Source organism: Streptomyces hesseae, from assembly GCF_031845785.1.
Lineage (GTDB): Bacteria > Actinomycetota > Actinomycetes > Streptomycetales > Streptomycetaceae > Streptomyces > Streptomyces hesseae.
In genome coordinates this window covers 36,566-62,812 of record NZ_JAVRFI010000022.1, presented here as the reverse complement: position 1 = coordinate 62,812, position 26,247 = coordinate 36,566, and the positions used below count along the sequence as shown (strand labels likewise).

Genomic DNA, 26,247 nt, shown 5'->3' with positions numbered 1-26,247 from the left:
CCGGTCTTTTCGGATCAACTATTGACGCATTCCCAACTGACGGATCGTCGAAAAGGCCGAAACCGATGGGCACCCCCCGCCGCCACCCCCTCCGCCGCAGAGCCGTCCAGCTCCTGGGCGTCGCCTCCCTCGCCCCCGCCGTGCTGCTCACCGCCCAGGCCGGTCCCGCCCGGGCCTTCGGCACCGTCAGCGCGTTCGGGCAGCACGCCGAACACGAGGCGATCACCCGCGCCGCCCTGGCCTGTGCCCCCGGCACCCGGTCCGACGGCACCTGCTTCGAACCCCGCTCCCTTGACCAGCTCGCCGGCCACAAGGGCACCTTCGGCGCGGTCGGCGCGCCCGACACCGACGAGATCGTCGTCCCCGCCGCCCACTGCGACAACGCCGACTTCCTCGCCGCCTCCGGCTACCCCCGCGACCGCGCCGACGCCACCCGGCAGCTGCTGACCTGCATAGCCAGGCTCCAGACCCGCTTCACCGAAGGGATCACCGCCGCCGGCGGCACGACCGGAGCGGACGGCGCCATCGCCCCGGGCGAGACCGACCTCACCAAGGACTGCACCTTCACCCTCGGCATCCGCGGCCGTGACAAGTGCGAGGCCATCGAGGGCCTGGGCCGCGCCCTCCACGGCGTCCAGGACTTCTACTCGCACAGCAACTGGACCGACAAGGCCGCCGACCGCCCCCTCGGCAAGGACAACCCGCCCGGCCTCGACCGCACCGGACCCGCCCCGCTCCTCGCCCTCGGCACCGGCCGGCCGCCCGCCGCCTCGGCCGTCCCCGCCGACCTGACCACCGGCTGCTTCTCCCTCCTCCCGCTCGGCTGCGCCCGCCACGTCCAGCACGCGGGCCTCAACAAGGACACCGGCGTCATCGACCCGGCCACCGGAGCCACCAGCGGCCCCACCACACCCCGCGGCAAGGTCGCCGGGAACTTCGACCGCGCCGTCCACGCGGCCGTCGCCGACACCCGCCGCCAGTGGGCCGACTTCCGCGCCGCCCTGACCGCCAAGTACGGCAAGGACCGCGCGGAGACCATCGGTTGCGCCCTCACCCACGACACCCCCGCCCGCGACTGCGCGCCCAAGGGCTGAACACCGCGGTCCGCCGGGAAGAGGCCAAGGTCACAACGGTTGCCCCTGCTGCGGAACGCACCCGCTCACTAGCCTTCCCCCCATGACGGTCCTGCCCGATGACGGCTTCCACCTGGCTGCCGAGTTCCCGGACGCGTCCCGTGAGCAGTGGCAGCGCCTCGTCACAGGCGTGCTGAGCAAAACGGGCACCGCGGCCGAGGGGCCGGCGGCCGAGGACGCGCTGGCCACCGCGCTCCAGGACGGGCTCGCCACCCGTCCCCTGTACACCGCCGATGACGGCGGCACGGTGCCCGGCCCGCCCGGCTTCCCCCCGTTCGTCCGCGGCGGACGACCGGAGGGCACCGCGCTCACCGGCTGGGACGTACGCCAGCACCACGGCGGCCCCGACCCCCGGCGGGCCAACGACGCCGTCCTCGCCGACCTCGAGAACGGCGTCACCTCCCTGTGGCTGGCCGTCGGCGGCGCCGGACTGCCTGTCGAGGCCCTCCCCACCGCCCTGGACGGCGTCTACCTCGACCTCGCCCCCGTCGTCCTCGACGCGGGCGAGGAGTTCGAGCCCGCCGCGCGGAAGCTCCTCGGCCTGTACGCCGAGCGCGGCCTGCCGCGCGACGCGGCCGCCGGCAACCTCGGCGCCGACCCGCTGGGCACCCTGGCCCGCACCGGCACCGACGCCGACCCCGCCGAGGCCCTGGACGCCGCCGCCCGCCTCGCCGCCCTGTGCGTCCGCGACCACCTGCGCCTGCGCGCCCTCACCGTCGACGCGCTGCCCCACCACGAGGCCGGCGGATCACCCGCCCAGGAACTGGGCGCCTCCCTGGCCACCGGCGTCGCCTACCTCCGTACGCTCACCGCCGCCGGGCTCACCGTCGACGAGGCCTGCTCCCAGCTGGAGTTCCGCTACTCCGCCACCGCCGACCAGTTCCTCACCATCGCCAAACTCCGCGCCGCCCGCCGCCTGTGGGCCCGCGTCGCCGAGGTCTGCGGCGCGACGCCCGCCGCCCGCGCCCAGCGCCAGCACGCCGTCACCTCCTCGGTGATGATGACCCGGCGCGACCCCTGGGTGAACATGCTCCGCACCACCATCGCCTGCCTCGGCGCCGGGGTCGGCGGCGCGGACGCCGTGACCGTCCTGCCCTTCGACGAGGCCCTCGGCCTGCCCGATGCCTTCGCCCGCCGGATCGCCCGCAACACCTCCTCGATCCTTCTGGAGGAGTCCCACCTGGCCCGGGTCGTCGACCCGGCCGGCGGCTCCTGGTACGTGGAACGGCTCACCGACGAACTCGCCCACGCCGCCTGGGCCTTCTTCCAGGACCTCGAACACGTCGGTGGCCAGGCCGCCGCCCTGCGCTCCGGACTCCTCGCCGAACGCCTCGCCGACACCTGGCGCACCCGCTCCGCCGACCTCGCCACCCGTCGCGAACCCATCACCGGCGTCAGCGAGTTCCCCCACCTCGGCGAACAGCCCGTCCACCGCGAACCCGCCCCGCCCGCCCCCTCCGGCGGACTGCCGAAGGTCCGCCGCGACGAGGCGTACGAGGCGCTGCGCGCCCGCTCGGACGCCCACCTCGCCGCCACCGGCGCCCGGCCCCGCGTCCTCCTCGCGGCCCTCGGTCCCGCCGCCGTCCACACCGGCCGGGTCACCTTCGCCGCCAACCTCTTCCAGGCGGGCGGCATCGAGCCCGTCACCCGCCAGGTCACGGCCGAGGACGTAGCCGACGTCCTCACGGCCGAGGGCGCCACGACCGCCTGCCTGTGCTCCGGCGACGCGCTCTACGCCGAGCAGGCCACGGCCGTAGCCGCGGCGCTCAAGGGCGCCGGCGCCACCACCGTCCTCCTCGCCGGAAAGCCCAAGGGCGAACTGCGGGAGGACTGCCGGCGGGCGGGAGTCGACGCGTTCGTCTTCGCCGGCGGCGACGCCGTCGCCGTCCTCTCCTCCGTCCTCGACCGCATGGGAGTGGCGTGATGCGGATCCCCGACTTCTCCGGCATCGACCTCGGCCCGGCCGCCACCGGCCCCGCCGACCCCGGAGCCTGGCGCGCCGCGCTGAAGGAGAGCACCGGCAAGAGCGCCGAGGACCTCCTCTGGGAGACCCCCGAGGGCATCGGCGTCAAACCCCTCTACACCGCCGAGGACCTCGACGGGCTGGACTTCCTCGGCACCTACCCCGGCATCGCGCCCTATCTGCGCGGCCCGTACCCGACGATGTACGTCAACCAGCCCTGGACCATCCGGCAGTACGCCGGCTTCTCCACGGCCGAGGAGTCCAACGCCTTCTACCGCCGCAATCTGGCGGCCGGTCAGAAGGGCCTGTCCGTCGCCTTCGACCTGCCCACCCACCGCGGCTACGACAGCGACCACCCGCGCGTGACCGGCGACGTCGGCATGGCGGGCGTCGCCATCGACTCCATCTACGACATGCGGCAGCTCTTCGACGGCATCCCGCTCGACAGGATGACCGTCTCCATGACCATGAACGGCGCGGTGCTGCCCGTCCTCGCCCTCTACATCGTGGCCGCCGAGGAACAGGGCGTACCGCCCGAGAAGCTGGCCGGGACCATCCAGAACGACATCCTCAAGGAGTTCATGGTCCGCAACACCTACATCTATCCGCCCCGGCCCTCGATGCGGATCATCTCCGACATCTTCGCGTACACCTCGCAGAAGATGCCGCGCTACAACTCCATCTCCATCTCCGGCTACCACATCCAGGAGGCCGGGGCCACGGCCGACCTGGAGCTCGCCTACACCCTCGCCGACGGCGTCGAGTACCTCCGCGCCGGCCAGGGCGCCGGCCTCGACGTGGACGCCTTCGCGCCCCGCCTGTCCTTCTTCTGGGCGATCGGCATGAACTTCTTCATGGAGATCGCCAAACTCCGGGCCGCCCGGCTGCTGTGGGCCAGACTCGTCAAACAGTTCGACCCCAAGAACACCAAATCGCTGTCGCTGCGCACCCATTCGCAGACCTCCGGCTGGTCGCTGACCGCCCAGGACGTCTTCAACAACGTGGCGCGCACCTGCGTCGAGGCCATGGCCGCCACCCAGGGCCACACCCAGTCGCTGCACACCAACGCCCTCGACGAGGCGCTGGCCCTGCCCACCGACTTCTCCGCCCGCATCGCCCGTAACACCCAGCTGCTGATCCAGCAGGAGTCCGGCACCTGCCGGGTCATCGACCCCTGGGGCGGCAGCGCCTACGTCGAACGGCTCACCCACGACCTCGCCCGGCGCGCCTGGCAGCACATCCAGGAGGTCGAGGCCGCCGGCGGCATGGCACAGGCCATCGACGCCGGCATCCCCAAGCTGCGCGTCGAGGAGGCCGCGGCCCGCACCCAGGCCCGCATCGACTCCGGACGCCAGCCGGTCATCGGCGTCAACAAGTACCGGGTCGACAGCGACGAGCAGATCGAGGTCCTCAAGGTCGACAACTCCTCCGTGCGCGGCCGGCAGATCGAGAAGCTGCGCCGACTGCGCGCCGAGCGCGACGAGACGGTCTGCCAGGACGCCCTCCACGCCCTCACCCGCGCCGCCGAGGCCGGATCCGGCCCCGGCCTGGACGGCAACCTGCTGGCCCTCGCCGTGAACGCCGCCCGCGCCAAGGCCACCGTCGGGGAGATCTCCGACGCCCTGGAGAAGGTCTACGGACGGCACGCCGGACAGATCCGTACGATCTCCGGTGTCTACCGGGAGGAGGCCGGCATGTCGTCCGGCGTGGAACGCACCCGCGCGCTGGTCGAGGCGTTCGAGCGGGAGGACGGGCGCCGCCCGCGCATCCTGGTCGCCAAGATGGGCCAGGACGGCCACGACCGCGGCCAGAAGGTCATCGCCACCGCCTTCGCCGACCTCGGCTTCGACGTGGACGTCGGCCCGCTCTTCCAGACGCCCGCCGAGGTCGCCCGGCAGGCGGTCGAGGCGGACGTCCACATCGTCGGCGTCTCCTCGCTGGCGGCCGGTCACCTCACGCTCGTCCCGGCGCTCCGCGAGGAGCTCGCCGAACAGGGCCGCGAGGACATCATGATCGTCGTGGGCGGGGTCATCCCGCCGCAGGACGTCCCCACGCTCCGTCAGATGGGCGCCGCCGCGGTCTTCCCGCCCGGCACGGTCATCCCGGACGCCGCCCACGACCTGCTGAAGACCCTCGCCGGGGTCCTCGGCCACGAGCTGTGAGCGCCCATGGCGTCCCCCGTGCGCAAGGCCATTGACCTCGACGCCTACGTCAAGGGCGTGCTGGACGGCAAACGGGCGGCCGTCGCCCGCGCCATCACGCTCGTGGAGTCCCGGCGCGCCGACCACCGCGAGCTCGCCCAGCGGATGCTGACCGAGCTGCTGCCGCACTCGGGCGGGGCGCGCCGGATCGGCGTCACCGGCGTGCCCGGCGTCGGCAAGTCCACCTTCATCGACGCCTTCGGCACCATGCTCACCGGCCTCGGCCACAAGGTCGCGGTGCTCGCCGTCGACCCGTCCTCCAGCCGCACCGGCGGCAGCATCCTGGGCGACAAGACCCGGATGGAGCGGCTCGCCGTCGACCCGGCGGCCTTCGTACGCCCCTCGCCGACCGCCGGCACGCTCGGCGGGGTCGCCAAGGCCACCCGCGAGACCATGGTGGTGATGGAAGCCGCCGGCTACGACGTCGTCCTGGTGGAGACCGTCGGCGTCGGCCAGTCGGAGACCGCCGTCGCCGACATGGTCGACACGTTCCTGCTGCTCACCCTGGCCCGCACCGGCGATTCGCTCCAGGGCATCAAGAAGGGCGTCCTGGAGCTCGCCGACGTCATCGCCGTGAACAAAGCGGACGGACCGCACGAACGCGACGCGAAGGCCGCCGCCCGTGAACTGTCCGGGGCACTGCGCCTGATGCACTCCCACGACGCCGCCTGGAACCCGCCCGTCCTCACCTGCAGCGCCCGCGAGAGCACCGGCCTGGACACCCTGTGGGAGCGCGTGGAGGCCCACCGGGGCGTCCTGGAGGCCACCGGCGGTCTGGCCGCCCGCCGCCGCGAGCAGCAGGTCGACTGGGTCTGGAGCATGGTCCGCGACCGGCTCCTGGCCGAGCTGCGCGACCACCCCGACGTCCGGGCACAGGCCCCCGGCCTGGAACAGCGGGTGCGCGAGGGGACCCTGACGGCGGCCCTGGCCGCCGAGCGACTGCTGGAGGCCTTCCGTCCGCTCCGCTAGCCGGGAGGCCGCCGCCCGGTGCGGAGCACCCTCGCGCCCATGACATCCTGGGCCGTCACGCCCCGCCGGGGGCGGGCACGGCGGATGTCGGGATTACGAGGATGATGCAGCACATGAGACTCTGCTTCCTGGTGGAGGAGCAGTACCGGTACGACGGCATGCCGGTGGACGTGATCCGCCAACTCACCGCCTGGGGGCACCGGGTGGACGTGCTGCGGCCGGGCAGTTCGCTGATCCGGCTCTCCGAGACCGTGCGCTCCGGGCGCCACGACGCCTGGGTGCTCAAGACCGTGTCCGGCGGCCCCGGGCTCACCCTCCTGGAGGGCGCCGCCGCCGTGGGGCTCACCACGGTCAACGACGCCCGGGCGATCCGGGGCGTACGGGACAAGGCGCTCGCGGCCGTGCTCGCCGAGGCCCGGGGACTGCCGGTCCCCGTGACCTACGCCGCCGCCCGCGCCGAGGAGTTCGCGGAGCTGCCCGCCGACGCCTTCCCGCTGGTGGTCAAGCCCGCCGACGGCAGCTCGGGACGGGCCGTGCGGCTCGTCCCGGACGCCGGACACCTCACCGACCCCGGCGCCGAACCCACCGGGGACGGCCTGCTGATCGCCCAGCCGTACGTCCCCAACTCCGGCGTCGACCTCAAGGTGTACTGCCTCGACGGCGAGCTGTACGCCACCGAGCGCCGCAGCCCCCTCCACCCGGACCGGCCGCCCACGGAACGCCACGTCCCCCTCACGCCCGAGGTCGCGGCCATCGCCACCGAGGTGGGCGCCGTCTTCGGCCTCGACCTCTACGGGGTCGACATCGTCCTCGGCCCCGACGGCCCCGTCGTCGTCGACGTCAACGACTTCCCCAGCTTCCGCCAGGTGCCGGACGCCGTCGCCCGGGTGGCCCGGGCCGTCCTCCGGCTGGCCGAGGCGGGCGGCACCGGCCACCTCCTGCCGATGCCCCGTCCGGCGCTGACCGCGCCCGCGCGCGCGATCGGCGGCAACGCATGAGGATCTGCCTGCTCACGCCCGACCCGGACCACCCGCTGCTGGCCGCGACCACCGCCCTGCTGACGCCCCACCACCGGGTGGAATGGCTGGATCCGCAGAGCTGCGAAGACTCTCCCGAAAGGTTCCCCGACCCTTCGTCCCTCGCGGATGTCTACCTCCTGAAGACCCGCACCCCCCGCGCCCTGGCCCTCGCCCGGTACCTGGAGACCCACGGCGCGCCCGTGCTGAACTCCGCCTCGGCCACCGAGCTCTGCCAGGACCGCACCGCCATGGCGGACGTGGCCCGCCGCGCCGGACTGCCGTTCGTGGCCACCCGCACCGAGCCCTCGCTCGCCCCCCTGGTGGCGGCCGGGGAACCGGCGGCGCCCGTCGTGGTCAAGAGCCGCCACAGCCGCCGCCACGACCTGGTCGCCCGGGTCGACGACGCCGCGCGGCTGCGGGAGCTCGCCGCCCGCTGGCCGGACGAGCCCGTGGTCGTCCAGCCCTTCACCCCCAACGACGGCTGGGACCACAAGCTGTGGGTCGTCGCCGACCAGGTCTTCGCCGCGCTGCGCCGCTCCGAGCTGGCCGACTCCGTCCCCGGCGAACGCACCCGCACCCTCGGCCCCGGCGAACTGCCGGCCGGATGGGCGGACCTGGCCCGGCGGGTGGGCGAGGTCTTCGCACTGGACGTCTACGGCGTGGACCTGCTGGACGCCGGGGGAGCACCGGTGATCGTCGACATCAACGCCTTCCCGGGCATCCGGGGACAGAGCGGAGCCCCCGAGGCCCTGGCCGCGCTGGCGCTGCGCACCGCCGCGGGCAGCCGCCGGCCGCGCGTTCCGGCGGCCCCGTAGGCCGGTATCGGCCCGTACCAGCCCGTATCCGGAACTTCCTTCGAAGTTTCCGGTTCACGACTCTCGCTGTCGCGACGGTCCGGGCCGATACTGCGGACGCTCCGTCGTCCGCGGCACCCGGAGGAGAGCGCCATGCTTCACGGCATCGATGTCAGCAGCCACAACAGCGCGAACTACGCGATCCAGGAACTGGACTTCGTCTTCGTCAAGGTGACCGAGGGCACCTCGTACACCAATCCCAAGTGGGTGACCCAGCGCAATCGGGCCCGGAACGCCGGGCTCGTCGTCGGCTACTACCACTACGTCACACCCGGCTCGATGTCCGCCCAGGCCGGCTACTTCCTCGACAAGATCGCATTACGCGCGGGCGACGTGCTCGCCCTCGACTGGGAACACCCCGACGTCTGGTGCCTGGACAAGGACCGCTGGCTGGAGGACGTCAAGGACGCGGCGCCCGGGCACCGCGTCGTCCTCTACTGCAACCGCGACTACTGGTTCAACCGCGACACCACCGACAACGCCGGCGACGGCCTGTGGATAGCCGACCCGGACCACGCCCCCGGCCGCCCGGCGGTCCAGCACCCCTGGACCTTCCACCAGTACAGCTGGGCCGGCGGCCTGGACCGCAACGTCGCCCGCTTCGACACCCGCGCGGCGTTGCGGGAGTGGGCGGGCGCGTAGGGAGCGCCCGGCCCCCGGGGCGGCTTCGCCCCGGGGGCCGGCGATCCTTCGTACGAGTGGCGGTCAGCCGCAGGTGCCCGCCGGGCGGGTGCGGGTGACCAGGTCGTTGTAGCCCGTGGTCGGGTCGATCCACAGCACCTGCCTGCCGCCCGCCGAGGCGAAGCCGAGCTGCTCGCCGCGGTTGCAGGTGACCCGCCCCAGGTGTGCGCCGTCCGGTGAGAGCTGCCAAAGCCTCTGCACCGGGTCGGCGCGCGTCCACGTGGCGACGGTCACCGCTTCGTCGGAGGCGGTCAGATGGCTGGCCGGCAGCGCGGCCTTGCCCGCGGCGGGGTTGATGTCGACGGTGCCGGTGCCGTCGAGGTTTGCGCGGCGTATCGCGTACAGCGTGTAGTCCGGGTCCTCGGTGGCCCGCCAGTAGACGTACTTGCCGGTGATGGCCGGTGAGCCGACGGACAGCGGTTTGCCGAGTTGCCGCATCACGGTCCGTTTGCCGGTCGCGACGTCCAAGACCTCGATGTCGTACCCCTCGCGGCGGAAGTGGGAGAAAGCGATCCGGCCGTCGCGGAGCGACGGGGCGCCCGTGCCCGCCCAGCGGCCACTGCCGGACGGTTCGATGAAGACGGGGTCGGTCTCGCCCATCCGCAGGTAGACCACGCGAGAGCCGCCGCGGAGCGGATGGAACGCGAAGGTGACGATCTTCCCCTCGACGCGGAGCGAGGTGATGCCGGCCCGGTAGGCGTCGGTCGAGAAGAGCTTCTTGACGGGGCCGCCGGCGAGCGGCCGGGAAAAGACCTCCGGTGACCTGCTGCCCCGGGACGCCGTCCACACCACGGTCCTGCCGTCGGTGGCCGGACGCGAGTGGTACCGCCCGTCGTTGGGGCTGATCAGCCTCTTCTCACCGGTGCCGTCCACGCGTCCGGCCCAGACGGAGTACGGCTCGGAGCCGTCGTCGTTGGATTTCGACGTGACCCACCAGCCGCCGCCCACGCCGACGGAGGCGTCGGCGTTGAGCCTGCCGAACAGCACGTCGGAGTCCACCCCCAGGGCGAGCTCCCAGCCGGGCACGATGCCGTGGGCGTCGAAGGCCCGCTCGACGGCCCGCAGTTCCTTGCCGGAGACCTTGAGGTCCTTGGCCGCGGCGACGACCGCGTTGCGGCCCTCGGTGAAGCCGTCCAGCGGGGTCATGTACTCCGTGAGCGCCTTGTAGACGATCCTGTCGGCGAGGGTGGTGTCCAGGTCCTCGCGAATGTCCCAGAGGGCGCCCGAGAAGATGGTGGAGTTGAGGTGGACGCCGCCGTTGTCATTGGAGAACGCCACGCCGAGGAAGGACTTGGAGGTGGTCCGGCCGTCGTTCATGTCGCGGGCGGCGCACGCGCGGGGGCCCTTCGCCCGGCACAGCGTCTCGCCCATCAGCCCGGAATCCGGGCTGTCCATGGGGAGGCCGTACACGTCGGTCTGGATGGCGTTGCCGAAGTAGTCGGCGATCGCCTCCCCGAGGGAGCCGGACTGGGCGGCGGGGACGAGGCTCGCGCTGTTCTCGATGACGCCGTGCGTCAGCGTGTAGCCGACGACGTCGAGCGCGGAGGAGTACGGGCGGTAGTCCTGGTTGCCGCCGCCGTAGATCACCTTGGTGCCGTCCCACTCGGCGTAGGCGCTCTGCAGGCCCAGGCCCGCCAGGGAGTTGACGGGCCCGCCACGGCCGTCCAGGCTGTCCCGGCCGTGCGCCTTCTTGTAGTAGTCGTGGACCTTGCCCGCGGCCCAATGGGCGTCGACCACGCCCAGGTCGGTCGCCTCCCGGCCGAAGGCGGGGGTCGGCGAGCCGAACTCCTTGAGACCGGGAACGGGCCACTGGCCCACCACCTCGGTCCGCATCCGCCCGCGCGCGTCCCAGGTGGAGACGAGGTTCCTGTCGCCACCGGCCCCGGTCCGGCTGCGGTCGCGCGTCACGTACTCCTTGCGCGCCTCGTCACGGTCCACCTGGAGCTCGACGGTCTTCCCGTCGAGCCTGACGCCGGACCCCTTCGTCCCGCCCTCCTGCGTGACGGACGTGAGCGACCGCGCGGGCGCGTTCCCGGCCTTCGGGGCCGGCTCGGGGGCGGTGAACGACTTGATGCCGCTGTACTGGAGGACCGGATAGCCGGATTTCGCCTCGATGTACACCTCGCTCAGGACCGGCAGCCCGGTGCCCGGGGCGACGCCCCGTACGGTGACGTGCTGGGTGAGCACGCCGGCACCCCGGGGAAGGACGACGAGGCCGCGGGCCGTGCCGGTCAGCGGATTCCCGGCGTCGTCCGGATCGTCGCCGGGCCGCGGCGGGGCGAGCCGCTCCTCGACCGCGCGCACCGCCAGCTCGACCGCCGCTTGCGCGTCCACCTCCGGCTCGGTGGCGACCTTCAGGCCGGTGAAGTACTTTCCGGACGTGCCGGTGACGACCCGCTCGTCGCCCTTCCTCTCCATCCGGACGACGTACTCCCCGCCCAGGACGTCCACGCCCCGGTGCTGCTGCCTCAGACGTACGGTCTCCGAACCGCCGGCGGTCGTGGTCCGTACGGGCATCAGGTCGCGATCCGGGCGGGCGATCCGGTAACGGCCCTCCCTGGCCGCGAGGTGGGCGCGCGCCGCGTCGGCGGCGCTCCCCTTCGCGCTCACCGGCTCCCGGATGCCGCGTACGAGCCCGGGGGCGTCGGTGCGCTGCCCCGGGGTCACCTCCTCCGGGCCGCCTCGCGACATCGGCGCGGCACCGGCCGCCGGTACCGCGGAAACGACGAGTGCGGCAACGCCGATCAGCGCTGCCGCACCCGGTAAGCCACGCCGTGCCGATCTGGACGCTCTTCGACGCACGGTTCCCCCTCTACGAGCCTCTACGAGATGTGGGGCAAGCCATGCAAGTGGGGCGTCGTGCGCTCGGCAATGCCGGGGACGAAAGTACGTGGGCGAGTTTCGGACCTTGCCACCGCGGATCGGCTCAGGAGTCGTCCTCCTCGATGAACCGCCCGAAGGCCGACCGTACCCGGGCCGCTTCCCGCCGGACCGGAAGCTACCCGCCGGGGCATCCCTCTGCACGCCGGCATCGTCGAAGTCCTGCCCGGCCAGCGCGTCGCCCAGGCCCGTGATGACCTCGCCGCCCTAGGCGTCACCAAGATCCGCATCGACCGCAGCCGCGCGATCGGACGAGCCGCCGACGCGGGACCCCCCGACGCCAACGAGCTGTGCGGACGGTGCGGACGAGGACGGCTTGCCGTGTTGCCCGACGGCACCGTCGCGCCCTGTGTGATGAGCCGATTCATGCCCGCCGGCTACGTCAAGAACGGCACACTGATCGAGATCCTCCACGGCCCGGCATGGCGGGACACCATGGAACGAGTACCGCTGCGGGCACAAGATCCCTGCGATCCGGACTGCAATCCCGGCCTGGATGGTTCGGACTGCGCTCCCGCCGAGCAGGAAGCATGCGATCCCGCGTAAAAGGACATCCCCGACAAGAAGTGAGGCGGTGCCCGTGGACTGGAAGCCCTACGCCGAGCGACTGGCCTGCGAGATCGCCGACCCCGTCTCTCGCCGGCGCCCTCTGATCGCCCGAACCACACGTACCGAAGGCAGCGACTGGGTGCTGCACGACGGGCCCGCCGACCCCGAGAAGTGGCTGAGCACTGCCTACTCGGATCGGACGCTGGTGACCCGCATCGGTCCCCTTCACGCCGACCACGCCGAGGAGGAGCAGGGTGCCAACGGCCGGGCGACCTCGTCCTCGACCCACCCCCGGCTGGTCGTCCAGATGTACCGGCACGGCCGGCTTGTGAAGGGGCTCGACCTGCTCGACGTCGGGACAGGATCGGGCTACGGCACCGCACTCGCGGCCCAGTTGCTCGGCGACAAGCACGTCACGGCCAGGACGGTTCGTGGGCAAGGGCGACAGCCGAATTCATCGACTCGCCTGTCGTCCATCAGAGCGGGCCTCGCCGCCTCTGGGACATCCTTGAGCGGATCCGGCACCGGCAGAATGCCGAGGGCGGCCTGCCCGTATACGGCAGTCACGCCCGGATTACCCCGGGAGGCGTCATCCACCTCTCACGAGGCAGATGGGCGGCTGTGATCGAGTAGCCGTCGCCACCTGCTCCATGTGACGGCGATGACCGCGCCCCGGCTCCTCGTCTCCGCAGGATGCGAGCCGGGGCACTGGTCATCCCAACGAATGCCCACCGCAGCTACGTTGTCACCATGAGCAACCTGGATCTGCATCCCGCCCCGTCACTCTGCGGCGGACGCGCCGATACGCCTGGCGGACTGGTGCACGAGCTACTTGAGCCCAAACGCGTGGCCCTCGGTGAATCCACCTACGTCCGCCGACTACTCCCGAACCTGGGCCGACGCATGATCGGCGGATGGGCCTTTGTCGACCATTACGGCCGGGACGACATCGCCGACGAGCCGGGGATGCAGGTGCCGCCGCATCCGCACATGGGTCTGCAGACGGTCAGTTGGCTGCACGAAGGAGAGGTGCTCCATCGGGACAGCGTCGGCAGCCTTCAGACCGTCCGCCCCCGGGAGCTGGGCCTGATGACGTCCGGCCGGGGCATCGCGCATTCCGAGGAGAGCCCCCGGCCGCATCCCCGCTACCTTCACGGCGCGCAGCTCTGGGTCGCCCTGCCCGACGCCCACCGGCATGTGGAACCGCACTTCGAACATCATCCCGATCTGCCCACGGTCAGCGCGCCGGGGGTGACCGCGACGGTGATCCTGGGCGAGCTCGACGGCACGCTCTCACCCGGCACCACCTACAGCCCTCTCGTCGGTGCCGACATCGCCCTCGCCGCTGGAACGCGGACAAGTCTGCCGGTGGAGCCCGACTTCGAGTACGCGGTGCTCGCCATGTCCGGCGAGGCGCGGGTGGACGGTGTCCGCGTCCTGCCCGGGTCCATGCTCTACCTCGGGTGCGGGCGCACCGAACTGCCGGTGCATGCCGAGTCGGATGCCGGGCTGATGCTGCTCGGGGGCGAACCCTTCGAGGAGAAGATCGTCATGTGGTGGAACTTCGTCGGCCGCACGGGCGAGGAGATCGCCCGCGCTCGTGAGTCCTGGACAGCCGGCGAACGGTTCGGGGACGTCCACGGGTACGAGGGGGAGCGGCTGCGAGCCCCTGAACTGCCGCCGGTCCCGTTGAAGCCCCGCGGCCGGATTCGCTGAGGTCATGAATAGGGCCCCACCAGCATCGTGCCTGGTGAGGGCCCTAGTGTGCTTTTCGGTGGTGGTCGACGAGCGCCCAGGCACCCACCATTCGCCGGCCCAGGCTCGGCAGCAGGCGGCGCACGGGACGGCCGGAGACGTCGGCGCGGCCGCCTCAGGTGGCGGGGGCGGGATGGAGGTCGAGATTGCTCATGCCGGCACTCTTCCACTGGGCGGGCCCGGTATCCACCGTGTGGCGGTCGAGCGGTTCACGCGGCGCTATCCGCTTCGAGGCGAGGGGCGAGCCGAGGGGTGGCGCCGTCCTCGTCCCGTCCTCCGCCTCACCCGTTCAGCGCGCTCAGCCCCGGTACGAACGTCACCAGCACGGGGACGACCGGCACCAGTGCCGCCATCGCCGTGAGGCGCAGCCGCTGGAGGGCCGTCAGCCGGGGCGCGGGGGCCAGCAGGCGGTCGACCCGGTCCGGGAGCCGTGAGACGCCGGCCGGACAGGGTCCGAACACGCCCCGGTCCTCGTTGAGTTCGACCAGCGCGAGCGCGGTCGTCAGCCGGCCGAAGCGCCGGGAGGCCGAGTCGTCGGCGGCCAGCTCGACCAGGTGGTGCATCTGGTCGCGGAAGGCCGCGAACACCGGCACCCGCGGAAAGCCCTTGGCCAGCGCGGAGGAGACGTGCAGCAGCCAGTCGTGCCGGGCCCGGGCGTGCCCCTGTTCGTGCGCGAGGACCGCGTCCAGCTGGGAGCCCTTCAGCCGCCGCAGCGCCGCCGTCGTGATGACCAGCCGGGGCGCGGCGCCGCCCCGCAGCAGCCACGCCTCGGCCCGCTCGCCCTCCAGCACCACGAGCCGCTCACCGCCGCGCTCCTCCCCGGGCAGCAGGGGCGCGCGGACGAGCAGGTCCGCGCGGCGCCGTCGGCGCCGGGACCGGGCGGTCCGGATCTCGTGGGTGAGCATCGCCGCCGTCCGGACCGCCCCGCAGGCGAGGACGACGGCCAGGGGAGCGGCCCAGGTGCCGTACCCGCCCAGGGCGTACGCCTCCATCACCCCGCGCGGCGCGGGCGCGAACACATGACCGCGCACCGCCGCCCACGCGGCGGCGGCGCTCAGCGCCATGGCCAGCGCGCAGCACAACAGCACGGCGGCCACGGCACATTGCCACACGAGCAACGCGAGCACGGGTTCCCGGCCGGGCCAGTCGGCACGTGCCAGCACACGCGGCGCCAGCGCCGCGACCAGGCCGCCGAGGACCAGCAGCGCGAGCGGGACCATCATGGGCGTCAGCCTATGAGGGCCGTGCCGTGCCCGGATACGGGCACCGCGGCGAAGTGACACAGGACACGCGGCCCGTGGTCCGGCTGTCACATCGTCAGGAGCATGACCAGCATCCCTATGGCCATCGACAGCCGGCACGCCGTGGCCACCCCGGCTCCGGCGGGCGGTTCCGGCCGCCCCGCGCCGGCCCGCACCACCGGTACCCCGGCCGGGACGGGGACGACACCCGCCACCGTGCGGACGACGTACACCGCGAAATACACCAGCAACAGCCCGGTGAGCAGCGGTGTCCCGGCCGGCGGGTGACCCGCGCCGGTGTGGCCCGCATGGGCGCCGGCCGGAACGACCGCCATGGCGAGGGCCATGTAGACCATCGCGAAGGCACCCACCGCGTGATGCAGATGATGGGGACCGGGGTCCGCGCGGGCGGCGTTGAGGGCGTGCAGCCCCATCGCCCCGAACAGCGCGGCGAAGAGCGCGTGGCCCCAGGGCGGGGTGTCCAGGACGGCCGTGGGCACGGCCATGGCCGCCATGCCGAGGGCCATGACGGCGTCGCCCCCCGCGACCGCGGCCCGGCGCTCCCCCGCCGCGCCGGGCCGCGCCCGCAGAAGGCAGTACACGCCCGCGGCGGCGCACAGTGCGACCAGTGCCCAGCCGACCAGCGGCGGTCCGTGCACGGCAACCTCCCGACGCGGGCCTACCTCCGGAGGATGCCCGGGCCGGACGCCGCACACGGGAGCGCACAGGCGCACGGCCGTAGCACGGGCGGGCCCGTACGTGCGCCCGCGCAGCGCCGGCGCGCGCCCGCGGTGCGCCGGGCGGCGGAGGCGCGGGGAGAGCAGGCGGGGGAGTGGGAGGGGGAGTGGCAGGGACGTTCAGATGGCCGGCCGGTAGCGCATCGGATGCCCCTCCGGTACCTCCACCACCGCGATGCGCACGCCGTCCGGGTCCGCGATCCACATCTCGATCAGCCCCCACGGCTTCTTCTCCGGCGGCTCCAGCACCACCACGCCCCGCTCCAGGAACTCCGCGTACGCCGCCGCCGCGTCCGCCACCTGGAACCAGAGCTCGAGCCCGGGAGTGGGAGGGGTTTCCGACCTGCCCGAGACCTCCAGGAAGCCGCCGCCCAGGAAGTAGACGACACCGCGCTCCGGTCCGGTGCCGAACTCCCGGTAGACCGCGAGCCCCAGGGTCTCGCCGTAGAACCGCCGCGACCGCTCGGGATCGGTCGGTCTCAGTAACAACCTGCTGCTCAGTACATGCACCATGCCCGCGACTGTACGCACACCCCCTCCGTTAGGGTCGTTCATACGCCCGAAACTCATCAGGACGTGCGCATCAGGACCCCCGCGCCGGACGCGCGGGGAACCGCAGGAGAGGACCAGGGAGCCCATGGAGACCGCCAGCCGCCCCACCACCGAGCCGGCCTTCCGGATCGCGACCGCCGATGACGTACCGGCGCTCGTCCGGCTGGTCGAGTCGGCCTACCGGGGCGATGAGAGCCGGGCCGGCTGGACGACCGAGGCGGATCTGCTCGACGGCCAGCGGACCGACCCCGAGGGCGTGCTCGCCGTGATCACCGACGGGAACAGCCGGCTGATGATCGCGGAGCGCGACGGCGAACTGCTCGCCTGCTGCCAGCTGGAGCACCGGGGTGACCACGTCTACTTCGGCATGTTCGCGGTCCGGCCCACCGCCCAGGGCGGCGGCCTGGGCAAGCTCGTCATGGCGGAGGCCGAGCGCGTCGCCCGCGCCGAGTGGGACGCCCGCGCCATGCATATGACCGTGATCAGGCAGCGTGACGAGCTGATCGCCTGGTACGAGCGCCGCGGCTACCGGCGCACGGGTCAGATGAGCCCCTTCCCCTACGGGGACGAGCGCTTCGGTGTGCCGCAGCGCGACGACCTGGAGTTCGAGCTGCTGGTCAAGGAGCTCACGGAGCTCAAGGGCCTCAAGGGACTCGCGGGCTGAGCGACGCCGGGCTCCTTGCCGAAGATGGCCGGAACATGCCTAGAACGGCCCCGGTGGCGGCAGGGGCCGGGGGGACGGATGATCGGAGCTGATGCCCCGGACGGAGGAGGCCGACAGGAAAAACAGCGGCGTCACCGGGGGGTCGGCAGGATAATTTATGGCTGCACCTCTTGAGCCGGAGAACCTCGCATGGATACGGTGTCTTAACGCCAGGTTCTCCAGAGGAGGGTTAGTCGTGACGGAAATCTTTGCGTCGACGGCAACGCAAGCCGACATTTTGTCTGTGGATCGTGTTGTCGAGCATCCCGCATGGGCTGCCCTCAAGGGCGCCGTGGAGACAATTCGGCCCTGGCAGTCCGCCGACGGCTCCATCGACCTCGCCGCGGAGGGCGCACCACCGGGCGAGGCGGTCCGCGCCGAGGTCGAGGTGGTCATAGCCGCTGTGGAGCAGCTCTCGCCGCTCCTGCCGCACGACGTGGAGTACCACGCCGCGCTCGTCGCCGACCTGCGCCGCTGGGCCGACGGCGGCTTCGGCGTCCCGGACTTCCTGGCGGCGCTGCTGGCCTTCCAGCCCGCCGCCCAGCGCGCCGACGGCCTCCAGCACCTCGTCGTCTTCCCCATGTACACGCAGAACGGCAACCCCGACCGCAACTTCGAGGCGGTCGTGCTGCGCGTGGTCTGGCCGGAGTGGCTCGCCGAGCTCGAGCGCACCCGCTACGACAACCCGCTGTTCCTCGGCATCACCTTCGAGGACTTCACCTCGGGCTACGACACCAACTCCGCCGTCCTCTTCCCGGAGACCATCGCCGTGCGCGAGGCCCCTGAGCGCTTCACCTGGGGCGGCATCTTCTGCGACCGCGAGGCCGCCCGCTTCCGCCGGGTCACCGAGGCCGCCGTGGAGACCCTCAAGCTGGAGCTCCCCGACGACATCGCCGCCATGCTGCACGACCAGCAGCGCTGCCAGGAGGCCTTCGTCCTGTGGGACATGGTCCACGACCGCACCCACAGCCACGGCGACCTGCCCTTCGACCCCTTCATGATCAAGCAGCGGCAGCCGTTCTGGATGTACGGCCTGGAGGAGCTGCGCTGCGACCTCACCGCCTTCAAGGAGGCCGTGAAGCTGGAGGGCGACGGCTACGCCCAGGGCCGTGACGTGCAGTACGCCGTCCTCTTCGACCGGATGTTCCGCTTCCCGCTCACCGGCGACCGCGTCCGCAACTACGACGGCCTCGGCGGCCAGCTGCTCTTCGCGTACCTCCACAAGCACGACGTCGTACGCTGGACGGACAACACCCTGCACATCGACTGGGACCGTGCCCCGCAGGTCACCAACCAGCTGTGCGGCGAGATCGAGAAGCTCTACCGCGACGGCATCGACCGCCCCAAGCTCGTCCACTGGTTCGCCGCCTACGAGCTCGTCTCGACCTACCTCGCGCCGCACCCCGGCTCCGTGTGGGCCAAGGGCCCCGACGCCCTCGACCTCAGCCTCCCCCCGCGCAAGCTGGTGGACGAGGTGCTCTCGGACGAATTCCCGCTCAGCATGTTCTTCGAGGCCCTTGCCAAGAAGCTGCGCGGCGTGATCGCCTCGACCAAGGGGATCACCGCGGCCGGTGCCGAGCAGGTGGCCGCGTGAGCGAGCGCGAGAAGGAGGCGACGGGCATGAGCATTCCGACGAACGGGAACGGCGGCCCGCTGGACGGTGCCGTCGTGGCGGTGGCCGGAGCGGCCGGCCCGGCGGGCCGGGCGGCCCTGCTGCGGCTCGCCGAGGCCGGAGCGACGGTCGTCGCCGCCGACGCGGACGCCGCGCGCCTCGCCGAGGCCGTGGACGCCGCCCGCTACGCCCACGGCGGTGCCACCGTCACCGGCGACACTGTGGACCTCCTCGACCTCGACGCCGCCCGGGCCTGGGCGGACCGCACCGAGAAGGAGTTCGGGCGGATCGACGGCCTGGTCCACCTGGTCGGCGGCTGGCGCGGCTCGGCGACCTTCGCCGAGACCGACCTCGCCGACTGGGAGCTGCTGGAGAAGCTGCTCATCAAGACCGTCCAGCACACCTCGCTGGCCTTCGAGGCCCCCCTGGCCCGTAGCGGCAACGGCCGGTACGTGCTGATCAGCGCCGCGGGCGCCAGCAAGCCCACCGCCGGGAACGCCGCGTACTCCGCCGCCAAGGCCGCCGCCGAGGCCTGGACCCTGGCCCTCGCCGACTCCTTCCGCAAGGCGGGCGGCGAGGGCGCCCCGCCGGCCGCCGCCACCGTCCTGGTGGTCAAGGCGCTGGTGCACGACGCGATGCGTGCCGAACGACCCAACGCGAAGTTCGCGGGCTTCACCGACGTCAAGGACCTGGCCCAGGCCATCGCCGGCGTCTGGGACAAGCCCGCCCAGGAAGTGAACGGAACCCGTCAGTGGCTGACCCCGCAACCGTGACCCCGCCCGTGACCGACGCGATACGCCGGCACGACCCCGAGGTGCGCGGCTTCGCCAGCGACAACTACGCGGGCGCGCACCCCGAGATCCTCGCGGCGCTCGCCCTCGCCAACGGCGGCCACCAGGTCGCCTACGGCGAGGACGACTACACCGCCCACCTCCAGGACGTGATGCGGGCCCACTTCGGGCCCACGGCCCAGGCGTTCCCCGTCTTCAACGGCACGGGTGCCAACGTCGTGGCCCTCCAGGCCGCCACCGAGCGCTGGGGCGCGGTCGTCTGCGCCTCCTCCGCGCACATCAACGTCGACGAGTGCGGGGCGCCCGAGCGCGTCGGCGGGCTGAAGCTGCTCCACGTGCCCACCGAGCACGGCAAGCTCACCCCCGAGCTGATCGACCGCGAGGCGTTCGGCTGGGAGGACGAGCACCGGGCCCAGCCGCAGATCGTCTCGATCACCCAGACCACCGAGCTCGGGACCTGCTACACCCCCGAGGAGATCCGGGAGATCTGCGACCACGCCCACGAGCGGGGCATGAAGGTCCACCTGGACGGCTCCCGGATCGCCAACGCGGCGGCCTCCCTGGGCCTGCCCCTGCGCGCGTTCACCACGGACGCCGGGGTCGACCTGCTCTCCTTCGGCGGCACCAAGAACGGCATGGTCTTCGGCGAGTGCGTCGTCGTCCTCAACCCGGACGCGGTGCGGGCGATGAAGCACCTGCGCAAGATGTCGATGCAGCTCGCGTCGAAGATGCGCTTCGTCTCCGTGCAGTTCGAGGCGCTGCTCTCCGGCGACCTGTGGCTGCGCAGCGCCGGGCACGCCAACGCCATGGCGGCGCGGCTGGCCGAGGGCGTCCGGGGCATCGAGGGCGTCGAGGTGCTCCACCCGGTGCAGTCCAACGCCGTCTTCGCCCGGCTGCCGCACGACGTGAGCGAGCGCCTCCAGAAGCGCTACCGCTTCTACTTCTGGAACGAGGCCGCCGGGGACGTCCGCTGGATGTGCTCCTTCGACACCACCGAGGCCGACATCGACGCCTTCACCGCCGCGATCGCGGAGGAAATGGCCAAGCGGTAGCGATCGGCCCTACCGGTACCTATGGATGCGGGGTACGTACGGTGACGTACGTACCCCGCGCCCATTCGCGTAGCTCTTGGGGTCAGCGCCGTCCATCCGCCCCGGCGACCGCCGGGACGGGGGCCGTGCCGCCGAGGTGGGCGGGGATCCACCAGCTGTCGCCGGGGCCCTCCGTACGGACCGGATAGGCGCGCTGGGCGGCCTCCAGGAGGTCCTGGACCCGGGCGCGGACGCGCTCGGTGAGCTGCTCGGCGGGCTCGGCCGGATCCGCGGTCACCGGCTCGCCGACCCGGATGGTCACGGGGATGTGGTTGCGGCGCAGATCGCGCTTGTGGCCCTTGGTCCACAGCCGCTGGGTGCCCCACAGCGCCACCGGCACCAGCGGCACCCCGGCCTCCTGGGCCAGCCGGGCCGCGCCGGACTTGAAGTTCTTCAGCGTGAAGGAAGTGGAGATCGTCGCCTCGGGGAAGACGCCGACGATTTCGCCCGACCGCAGGGCGGAGAGCGCGTGCTTGTAGGCGTCGAGGCCGGCCGAGCGGTCGACGGGTATGTGCTTCATCGCCCGCATCAGCGGCCCGGAGACCTTGTGCCGGAAGACGGACTCCTTGGCCATGAAGCGCACCAGCCGCTTGGCGGGCCGGGCGGCCAGCCCGGCGAAGATGAAGTCGAGGTAGCCGATGTGGTTGCTCACCAGGACCGCCCCGCCACGCGACGGGACGTGCTCGCTGCCCTGGATGTCGAAGCGCAGGTCGAGCGCCTTGAACATGGTGCGTGCCATACCGATCACCGGGGGGTAGACGAGCTCTGCCATATCGGGAAGATCCTTCCGGCCTGGGGAGGGTGCTCCCGGCTGAAACGCTGATGTGCTGAAGCGCCTAAGTTACGCGTACGTAGGGTTGGCTTTCGCCAGATCGTGCCTGAATGCCCGCCGAGGGGCCAGCCGGGTGCCCCCGGGGTCCACGAGATCCTCGTCACGTCGGGAAATTTCCCGCTGGGCGATGATGCTGCAAGCAGAGACCGGAGGTGGACACCGGTTACGGACGAGGGAGGGTGAGCGTGCCCGTAGGGGACGAACGGGAAGGCGCGCCGGAGCGGCTGAGCGCCGCCGGGATCGGAGTGACGGAGCTGGGGGAGCGGGCGACGCTCGTCCAGTTCTCCAGCGCCTTCTGTCAGCCGTGTCGCGCGACCCGGCGCGTCCTCGCGGACGTCGCGGCCATGGTCGACGGCGTCACGCACGTCGAGATCGACGCGGAGGACCGTCTGGAGCTCGTCCGCGCCCTGGGTATCACCGCCACCCCCACCACGCTCGTCCTGGACGGCACGGGGCGCGTCGTACGGCGCGCCACCGGGCAGCCGCGGCGGGCCGATGTCATCGCGGCACTGGGCGCGGCGGTCTGACGCCGTGCTCCTCTCCGTCCTCTCCGTCCGCCCCGTCCTCTTCGTCCGCTTCGGCAGAAGGGCAACCCCATGACGGTCTCTCCCGGCTCTCCCGCCTCTCCCGGGCTCGACGCCGCGGATCCCGCCGCTTCCGCCGGTCCCGAGCTGCTGCGCTCGGTCTTCCGCAGGCACGCGGCCGGCGTGGCGGTGATCACCGCCCAGGGCGCCCGCCCGGTCGGCTTCACCGCCACCTCCCTGACCTCGGTGGCGGCGACGCCCCCGCTCGTCTCCTTCGGCGTGGGCACCGGCTCCTCCAGCTGGCCCGTGCTGGCGGAGGCCGAGCACGTCGGCGTCCACATACTCGGCGAGCACCAGCGGGAGCTGGCCGCCACCTTCGCGCGCAGCGGCGCCGACCGTTTCGGCGCGGCCACGGGCTGGCGGCCAGGCCCGCACGGGGTGCCGCTGCTGGAGGGCGTCCTGGCCTGGATGGTCTGCCGCGTCGTGGCCCGGGTGCCGGCCGGGGACCACCGTCTGGTGCTCGCCGAGGCGGTCGCCGGAGACCCGGCGGGTACGGGCCGGCCCCTGCTGTACCACCAGGGTCGCTTCAACGGTTTGCGCGACTGAGGAATCCCTTCTCCGCGCGTTGGGCAGATCACAGTCGACCGGCCTTGCGTTCGGTGTACAGCCTCGATGTACTGACGAGTAACATTCCGGTCGAGGGCGGGAGCCGAACCGATCGGGGTCCGCCCCACCAGGCGCCTATGCTGCCTGCGAAGGCAGCTTTGATAGAGACGATGCAGTAGGAGAGCCGGCGTGAGCTTGAGGATCGTTGTCACTGTGAAGTACGTGCCTGACGCCACGGGCGACCGGCACTTCGCCGAAGACCTGACCGTCGACCGCGACGACGTGGACGGCCTGCTCTCGGAGCTCGACGAGTACGCGGTCGAGCAGGCGCTGCAGATCAAGGAAGCGGCCGACGACGCGGAGATCACCGTCCTGACCGTCGGCCCGGAGGACGCCAAGGACGCCCTTCGCAAGGCGCTGTCCATGGGTGCGGACAAGGCCGTCCACGTCGAGGACGACGACCTCCACGGCACCGACGCGCTGGGCACCTCCCTGGTGCTGGCCAAGGCCCTGGAGCACGTCGGCTACGACCTGGTGATCTCGGGCATGGCCTCCACCGACGGCGGCATGGGCGTCGTCCCGGCGATGCTCGCCGAGCGCCTGGGCGTGCCGCAGGTGACCCTGCTCTCCGAGGTGGCCGTCGAGGGCGGCAAGGTGACGGGCCGCCGTGACGGCGACGCCGCGAGCGAGCAGCTGGAGGCGTCCCTCCCGGCCGTCGTGTCCGTCACGGACCAGTCCGGTGAGGCCCGCTACCCGTCCTTCAAGGGCATCATGGCCGCCAAGAAGAAGCCGGTGGAGTCCCTGGACCTCTCCGACCTGGGCATCGAGGCCGACGAGGTCGGCCTGGAGGGCGCCTGGACCAAGGTCGACGAGGCCACGGAGCGTCCGGCCCGTACGGCCGGCACGATCGTCAAGGACGAGGGCGAGGGCGGCAAGCAGCTCGCCGAGTTCCTCGCGGGCCAGAAGTTCGTCTGAGCCTGAGCGCTGGGTCCGAGCGCTGAGCTCCGAGCCCGAACGCCCACCGTTCCTTCCTTCGTACTTGCAGGAGAGCAACACCATGGCTGAAGTTCTCGTCTACGTCGACCACGCGGACGGCGCCGTCCGCAAGCCCACCCTCGAGCTGCTGACCCTCGCCCGCCGCATCGGCGAGCCCGTGGCCGTGCACCTCGGCGCCGGCGCGGACACCGCCGCCGCGACGCTCGCCGACTACGGCGCGGTCAAGGTCCTCACCGCCGACGCCCCCGAGTTCACCGACTACCTCGTCGTACCGAAGGTGGACGCGCTCGAGGCCGCGTACAAGGCCGTCTCCCCGGCCGCCGTGCTCGTCCCGTCCTCCGCCGAGGGCAAGGAGATCGCGGCCCGCCTGGCCGTCCGCATCGGCTCCGGCATCATCACCGACGCCGTCGACCTGGAGGCCGGCGACGAGGGCCCGGTGGCCACGCAGTCCGTCTTCGCGGCCTCGTACTCCACCAAGTCCCGTGTCACCAAGGGCACCCCGGTCATCACCGTCAAGCCCAACTCCGCCGCCCCGGAGGCCGCCCCGGCCGCCGGCACGGTCGAGCAGCTGGCCGTCTCGTTCGGGAGCGCGTCCACCGGCACCAAGGTCGTCTCCCGCACCCCGCGCGAGTCCACCGGCCGCCCCGAGCTGACCGAGGCCGCGATCGTGGTCTCCGGCGGCCGCGGCGTCAACGGCGCCGAGAACTTCACCATCGTCGAGGCCCTCGCCGACTCCCTCGGCGCGGCGGTCGGCGCCTCCCGCGCCGCGGTCGACGCCGGCTGGTACCCGCACACCAACCAGGTCGGCCAGACCGGCAAGTCCGTCTCGCCGCAGCTCTACATCGCGGCGGGCATCTCCGGCGCCATCCAGCACCGCGCCGGCATGCAGACCTCGAAGACCATCGTCGCCATCAACAAGGACGCCGAGGCCCCGATCTTCGAGCTCGTCGACTACGGCGTCGTGGGCGACCTCTTCGAGGTCGTCCCCCAGCTGACGGAGGAGATCAAGACCCGCAAGGGCTGATCATCGGCTCCCCGCCTGCTTCTGACAGGGCTCTCAGCCTCCGGCCGCGCGCCGGGGTTGGGGGCCCTGTGGCGTTCCCGCCGCGGTGGGGCCGTCAGGTGCAGGCCGTGCCGCCCGGGCCGCCGTGGAAGAAGTACTCGTTCCACGGGGAAGCGGCGTGGTGCACCTCGCAGGTGAAGCAGTTCGCGGAGGGCTGGGACGCCGTCAGGGAGGCCTGTACCGCGCCGCCCGCGGTGGGGTAGTGGACGACGTCGCGGTGGTACGCGGCCCACTGCCAGCCCGCCGAGGCGAACATGCCGCTGCCCATGGGCGGCCAGGCCGTGTTGTCCACGACCTCGCCGCCGTAGTCGACGTCCGACGCCGCGCCGGAGGCGAGCGGGCCGCTGCCGAAGAGGGATCCCGGGTAGTAGCCCACGGCGTTGCTCGCGCTGGTGCCCCCGAGGTAGAGCCACCAGTTGCCGCCGTTGAAGTAATAGGTCACTTCCAGCTCGTACTGCGCGCCGCCCAGCACGCTCACCGGGCCCAGCGTGCCGCCGAAGGCCCAGTTGGGGTTCGTCTGGACGAAGGCGGAGCAGTCGTGGTTGTAGCAGCCGGTGCGCTGATAGCCGTCGGCGGTCCAGTAGATGAAGAGGCACGGCTGGGTGGTGCCGTACTTCCCCGGGTAGACCTGCCAGCCGCACTCGACCGTCTGCACCGGTGAGCCCGCGGCGTACCACTGCTGGGAGAGCGAGAAGATCTGCGAGCCGACGCCGGGGTCCCAGACATTGATGAAGCTGTGGCCGCCGAGGTTGCCGGCCACCTGATAGGCGTGGGCGTACTTGTGGACGCCTGCCTGCACGGCGGGCGGACTGAGCCGGGGGTGGCGGCCGGTGCCCAGGGGACTCTTCTGGAAGAAGTCCCGGAGGGTGCCCCTCCGGGCCAGCTCGTCGAGGGTGATCCGGCGCAGCGCGATCGTGCCCGGCGGGCACGCCATCGCGTGCCCGAACTTGTCGATGCGGTCCGACCGCAGCTGGGCTCGCAGCGGCAGGCTCTGCGGGTCGACGCGGGGGCCGGGTGCGGCCGGGGCGTCGACGGGCGTGGCCGGGGCCTCGGTGACGCCCCGGAGGGCGGGCTGGTTCTCGACGGGGACGCAGTCGAAAACCTGGCCGTTGTCGTCCACGAAGGTATGGGGGACGTCCTCGATGCCGGCGTACAGGGACTGGATGTGCGCCTTCATCGCGTCGAAATCCTCGGCGCCGACGCGCGCGGTGGGGCGGGCGGCGCTGAACAGCGTGTGATCCGTGGCGTGCACGCCGCTGATGAAGGTGGAGAAGTCGGGGAAGTGCGGCTCGTCGCGAGGAGACATGACCGGGCTCTCCGTTCCGTTCCGTGCGGGCGCGCGGCGCGCGGCCTCTGCTGAGGCGATCCCCCTGGAATCACCCGTTCAGTCGAAAGACCACCCGAACGGTCCAGTCCGCTCCGGGCCCGCGCCGTCGTCGGGTCCGCCGCCGTCCGGGTGATGTGGGCGGGGGCCGGGGTGTCCGCCGTGACCGGG

General features: G+C 72.3%; 24 protein-coding genes and 1 pseudogene. 18 read left to right on the top strand and 7 right to left on the bottom strand.

Translation table 11 applies throughout. The features are described from left to right. Positions 1–65 precede the first annotated feature (65 nt). The 7 genes from RM609_RS26950 (at position 66) to RM609_RS26920 (ending at position 8,781) form a co-directional block, all read left to right on the top strand. Positions 66–1,094, top strand: a complete 1,029-nt coding sequence (locus RM609_RS26950; RefSeq protein WP_311614173.1) for a CinY protein — start codon at positions 66–68, stop codon at positions 1,092–1,094. An 82-nt stretch (positions 1,095–1,176) separates the two neighbouring features. Further along, entirely contained in the window at positions 1,177–3,057 is a 1,881-nt protein-coding gene (locus tag RM609_RS26945) for a methylmalonyl-CoA mutase family protein (RefSeq protein WP_311614172.1), read from the top strand. Next, positions 3,057–5,258 (top strand): methylmalonyl-CoA mutase, encoded by a 2,202-nt coding sequence (scpA, locus tag RM609_RS26940; protein ID WP_311614171.1) that lies wholly within the window; start codon positions 3,057–3,059, stop codon positions 5,256–5,258. Before RM609_RS26945 ends, scpA begins: the two co-directional genes overlap by 1 nt. Positions 5,259–5,276: 18 nt before the next feature. Next, the gene (meaB, locus tag RM609_RS26935) at positions 5,277–6,266 is read left to right on the top strand and encodes a methylmalonyl Co-A mutase-associated GTPase MeaB (protein WP_311614170.1); all 990 of its coding nucleotides are present in this window, start codon (positions 5,277–5,279) and stop codon (positions 6,264–6,266) included. Between the two features lie 113 nt (positions 6,267–6,379). Next, positions 6,380–7,264, top strand: a complete 885-nt coding sequence (locus RM609_RS26930; RefSeq protein WP_311614169.1) for an ATP-grasp domain-containing protein — start codon at positions 6,380–6,382, stop codon at positions 7,262–7,264. Continuing rightward, positions 7,261–8,100: an ATP-grasp domain-containing protein gene (locus RM609_RS26925; RefSeq protein WP_311614168.1), complete on the top strand. Its 840-nt coding sequence runs from the start codon at positions 7,261–7,263 to the stop codon at positions 8,098–8,100. Before RM609_RS26930 ends, RM609_RS26925 begins: the two co-directional genes overlap by 4 nt. A gap of 132 nt (positions 8,101–8,232) precedes the next feature. Beyond that, the gene (locus tag RM609_RS26920) at positions 8,233–8,781 is read left to right on the top strand and encodes a glycoside hydrolase family 25 protein (RefSeq protein ID WP_311614167.1); all 549 of its coding nucleotides are present in this window, start codon (positions 8,233–8,235) and stop codon (positions 8,779–8,781) included. A 63-nt stretch (positions 8,782–8,844) separates the two neighbouring features. Here the strand turns inward: RM609_RS26920 and RM609_RS26915 are convergent, their stop codons facing one another. Next, complete coding sequence (locus RM609_RS26915; protein WP_311614166.1) at positions 8,845–11,511, bottom strand: M4 family metallopeptidase; 2,667 nt, start codon at positions 11,509–11,511, stop codon at positions 8,845–8,847. A 321-nt stretch (positions 11,512–11,832) separates the two neighbouring features. On the opposite strand from RM609_RS26915, the gene RM609_RS26910 reads away from it, so the two are divergent. The 3 genes from RM609_RS26910 to RM609_RS26900 all read left to right on the top strand — a co-directional run bounded on the left by RM609_RS26910 (position 11,833) and on the right by RM609_RS26900 (position 13,965). Further along, entirely contained in the window at positions 11,833–12,246 is a 414-nt protein-coding gene (locus tag RM609_RS26910) for an SPASM domain-containing protein (protein WP_311614225.1), read from the top strand. Positions 12,247–12,274: 28 nt separating this feature from the next. Next, positions 12,275–12,874 carry a hypothetical protein gene (locus RM609_RS26905; protein WP_311614165.1) on the top strand — a complete coding sequence of 200 codons (600 nt, stop codon included), beginning with the start codon at positions 12,275–12,277 and terminating at the stop codon, positions 12,872–12,874. A gap of 125 nt (positions 12,875–12,999) precedes the next feature. Next, positions 13,000–13,965, top strand: coding sequence for a pirin family protein (locus RM609_RS26900; protein ID WP_311614164.1), 966 nt, complete (start codon positions 13,000–13,002; stop codon positions 13,963–13,965). A 58-nt stretch (positions 13,966–14,023) separates the two neighbouring features. Here RM609_RS26900 and RM609_RS34645 read toward each other — a convergent pair. The 4 genes and pseudogenes from RM609_RS34645 to RM609_RS26885 form a co-directional block, all read right to left on the bottom strand. Beyond that, positions 14,024–14,158: pseudogene (locus RM609_RS34645) on the bottom strand (pirin family protein); the annotation flags it as partial. Positions 14,159–14,285: 127 nt separating this feature from the next. Further along, positions 14,286–15,227, bottom strand: coding sequence for a M56 family metallopeptidase (locus tag RM609_RS26895; protein ID WP_311614163.1), 942 nt, complete (start codon positions 15,225–15,227; stop codon positions 14,286–14,288). A gap of 86 nt (positions 15,228–15,313) precedes the next feature. Beyond that, positions 15,314–15,904, bottom strand: coding sequence for a DUF5134 domain-containing protein (locus RM609_RS26890; protein WP_311614162.1), 591 nt, complete (start codon positions 15,902–15,904; stop codon positions 15,314–15,316). A gap of 198 nt (positions 15,905–16,102) precedes the next feature. Further along, positions 16,103–16,495 carry a VOC family protein gene (locus tag RM609_RS26885; protein WP_311614161.1) on the bottom strand — a complete coding sequence of 131 codons (393 nt, stop codon included), beginning with the start codon at positions 16,493–16,495 and terminating at the stop codon, positions 16,103–16,105. A gap of 124 nt (positions 16,496–16,619) precedes the next feature. On the opposite strand from RM609_RS26885, the gene RM609_RS26880 reads away from it, so the two are divergent. From RM609_RS26880 to RM609_RS26865, 4 genes are all read left to right on the top strand, one after another. Then, the gene (locus tag RM609_RS26880) at positions 16,620–17,198 is read left to right on the top strand and encodes a GNAT family N-acetyltransferase (protein WP_311614160.1); all 579 of its coding nucleotides are present in this window, start codon (positions 16,620–16,622) and stop codon (positions 17,196–17,198) included. A 157-nt stretch (positions 17,199–17,355) separates the two neighbouring features. Then, on the top strand, positions 17,356–18,831 hold the full coding sequence (locus RM609_RS26875; protein ID WP_311614159.1) for a DUF6421 family protein: 1,476 nt from the start codon (positions 17,356–17,358) through the stop codon (positions 18,829–18,831). Positions 18,832–18,857: 26 nt separating this feature from the next. Continuing rightward, positions 18,858–19,622, top strand: a complete 765-nt coding sequence (locus RM609_RS26870; protein WP_311614158.1) for an SDR family NAD(P)-dependent oxidoreductase — start codon at positions 18,858–18,860, stop codon at positions 19,620–19,622. Continuing rightward, entirely contained in the window at positions 19,601–20,692 is a 1,092-nt protein-coding gene (locus RM609_RS26865; protein ID WP_311614157.1) for a threonine aldolase family protein, read from the top strand. Before RM609_RS26870 ends, RM609_RS26865 begins: the two co-directional genes overlap by 22 nt. 82 nt (positions 20,693–20,774) lie before the next feature. Here the strand turns inward: RM609_RS26865 and RM609_RS26860 are convergent, their stop codons facing one another. After that, positions 20,775–21,503, bottom strand: a complete 729-nt coding sequence (locus RM609_RS26860; protein WP_311614156.1) for a lysophospholipid acyltransferase family protein — start codon at positions 21,501–21,503, stop codon at positions 20,775–20,777. 245 nt (positions 21,504–21,748) lie between these two features. Here RM609_RS26860 and RM609_RS26855 point away from each other — a divergent pair, with 245 nt between their 5' ends. The 4 genes from RM609_RS26855 (at position 21,749) to RM609_RS26840 (ending at position 24,713) form a co-directional block, all read left to right on the top strand. Beyond that, the gene (locus tag RM609_RS26855) at positions 21,749–22,090 is read left to right on the top strand and encodes a TlpA family protein disulfide reductase (RefSeq protein WP_311614155.1); all 342 of its coding nucleotides are present in this window, start codon (positions 21,749–21,751) and stop codon (positions 22,088–22,090) included. 69 nt (positions 22,091–22,159) lie between these two features. Next, entirely contained in the window at positions 22,160–22,693 is a 534-nt protein-coding gene (locus RM609_RS26850) for a flavin reductase family protein (RefSeq protein ID WP_311614154.1), read from the top strand. 189 nt (positions 22,694–22,882) lie between these two features. Then, positions 22,883–23,668: an electron transfer flavoprotein subunit beta/FixA family protein gene (locus RM609_RS26845; protein WP_311614153.1), complete on the top strand. Its 786-nt coding sequence runs from the start codon at positions 22,883–22,885 to the stop codon at positions 23,666–23,668. 82 nt (positions 23,669–23,750) lie between these two features. Further along, complete coding sequence (locus RM609_RS26840) at positions 23,751–24,713, top strand: electron transfer flavoprotein subunit alpha/FixB family protein (protein WP_311614152.1); 963 nt, start codon at positions 23,751–23,753, stop codon at positions 24,711–24,713. Positions 24,714–24,807: 94 nt separating this feature from the next. Here the strand turns inward: RM609_RS26840 and RM609_RS26835 are convergent, their stop codons facing one another. Further along, a complete protein-coding gene (locus tag RM609_RS26835) occupies positions 24,808–26,058 on the bottom strand; it encodes a neprosin family prolyl endopeptidase (RefSeq protein WP_311614151.1) in 1,251 nt (416 codons plus the stop codon). Positions 26,059–26,247: the final 189 nt, after the last annotated feature.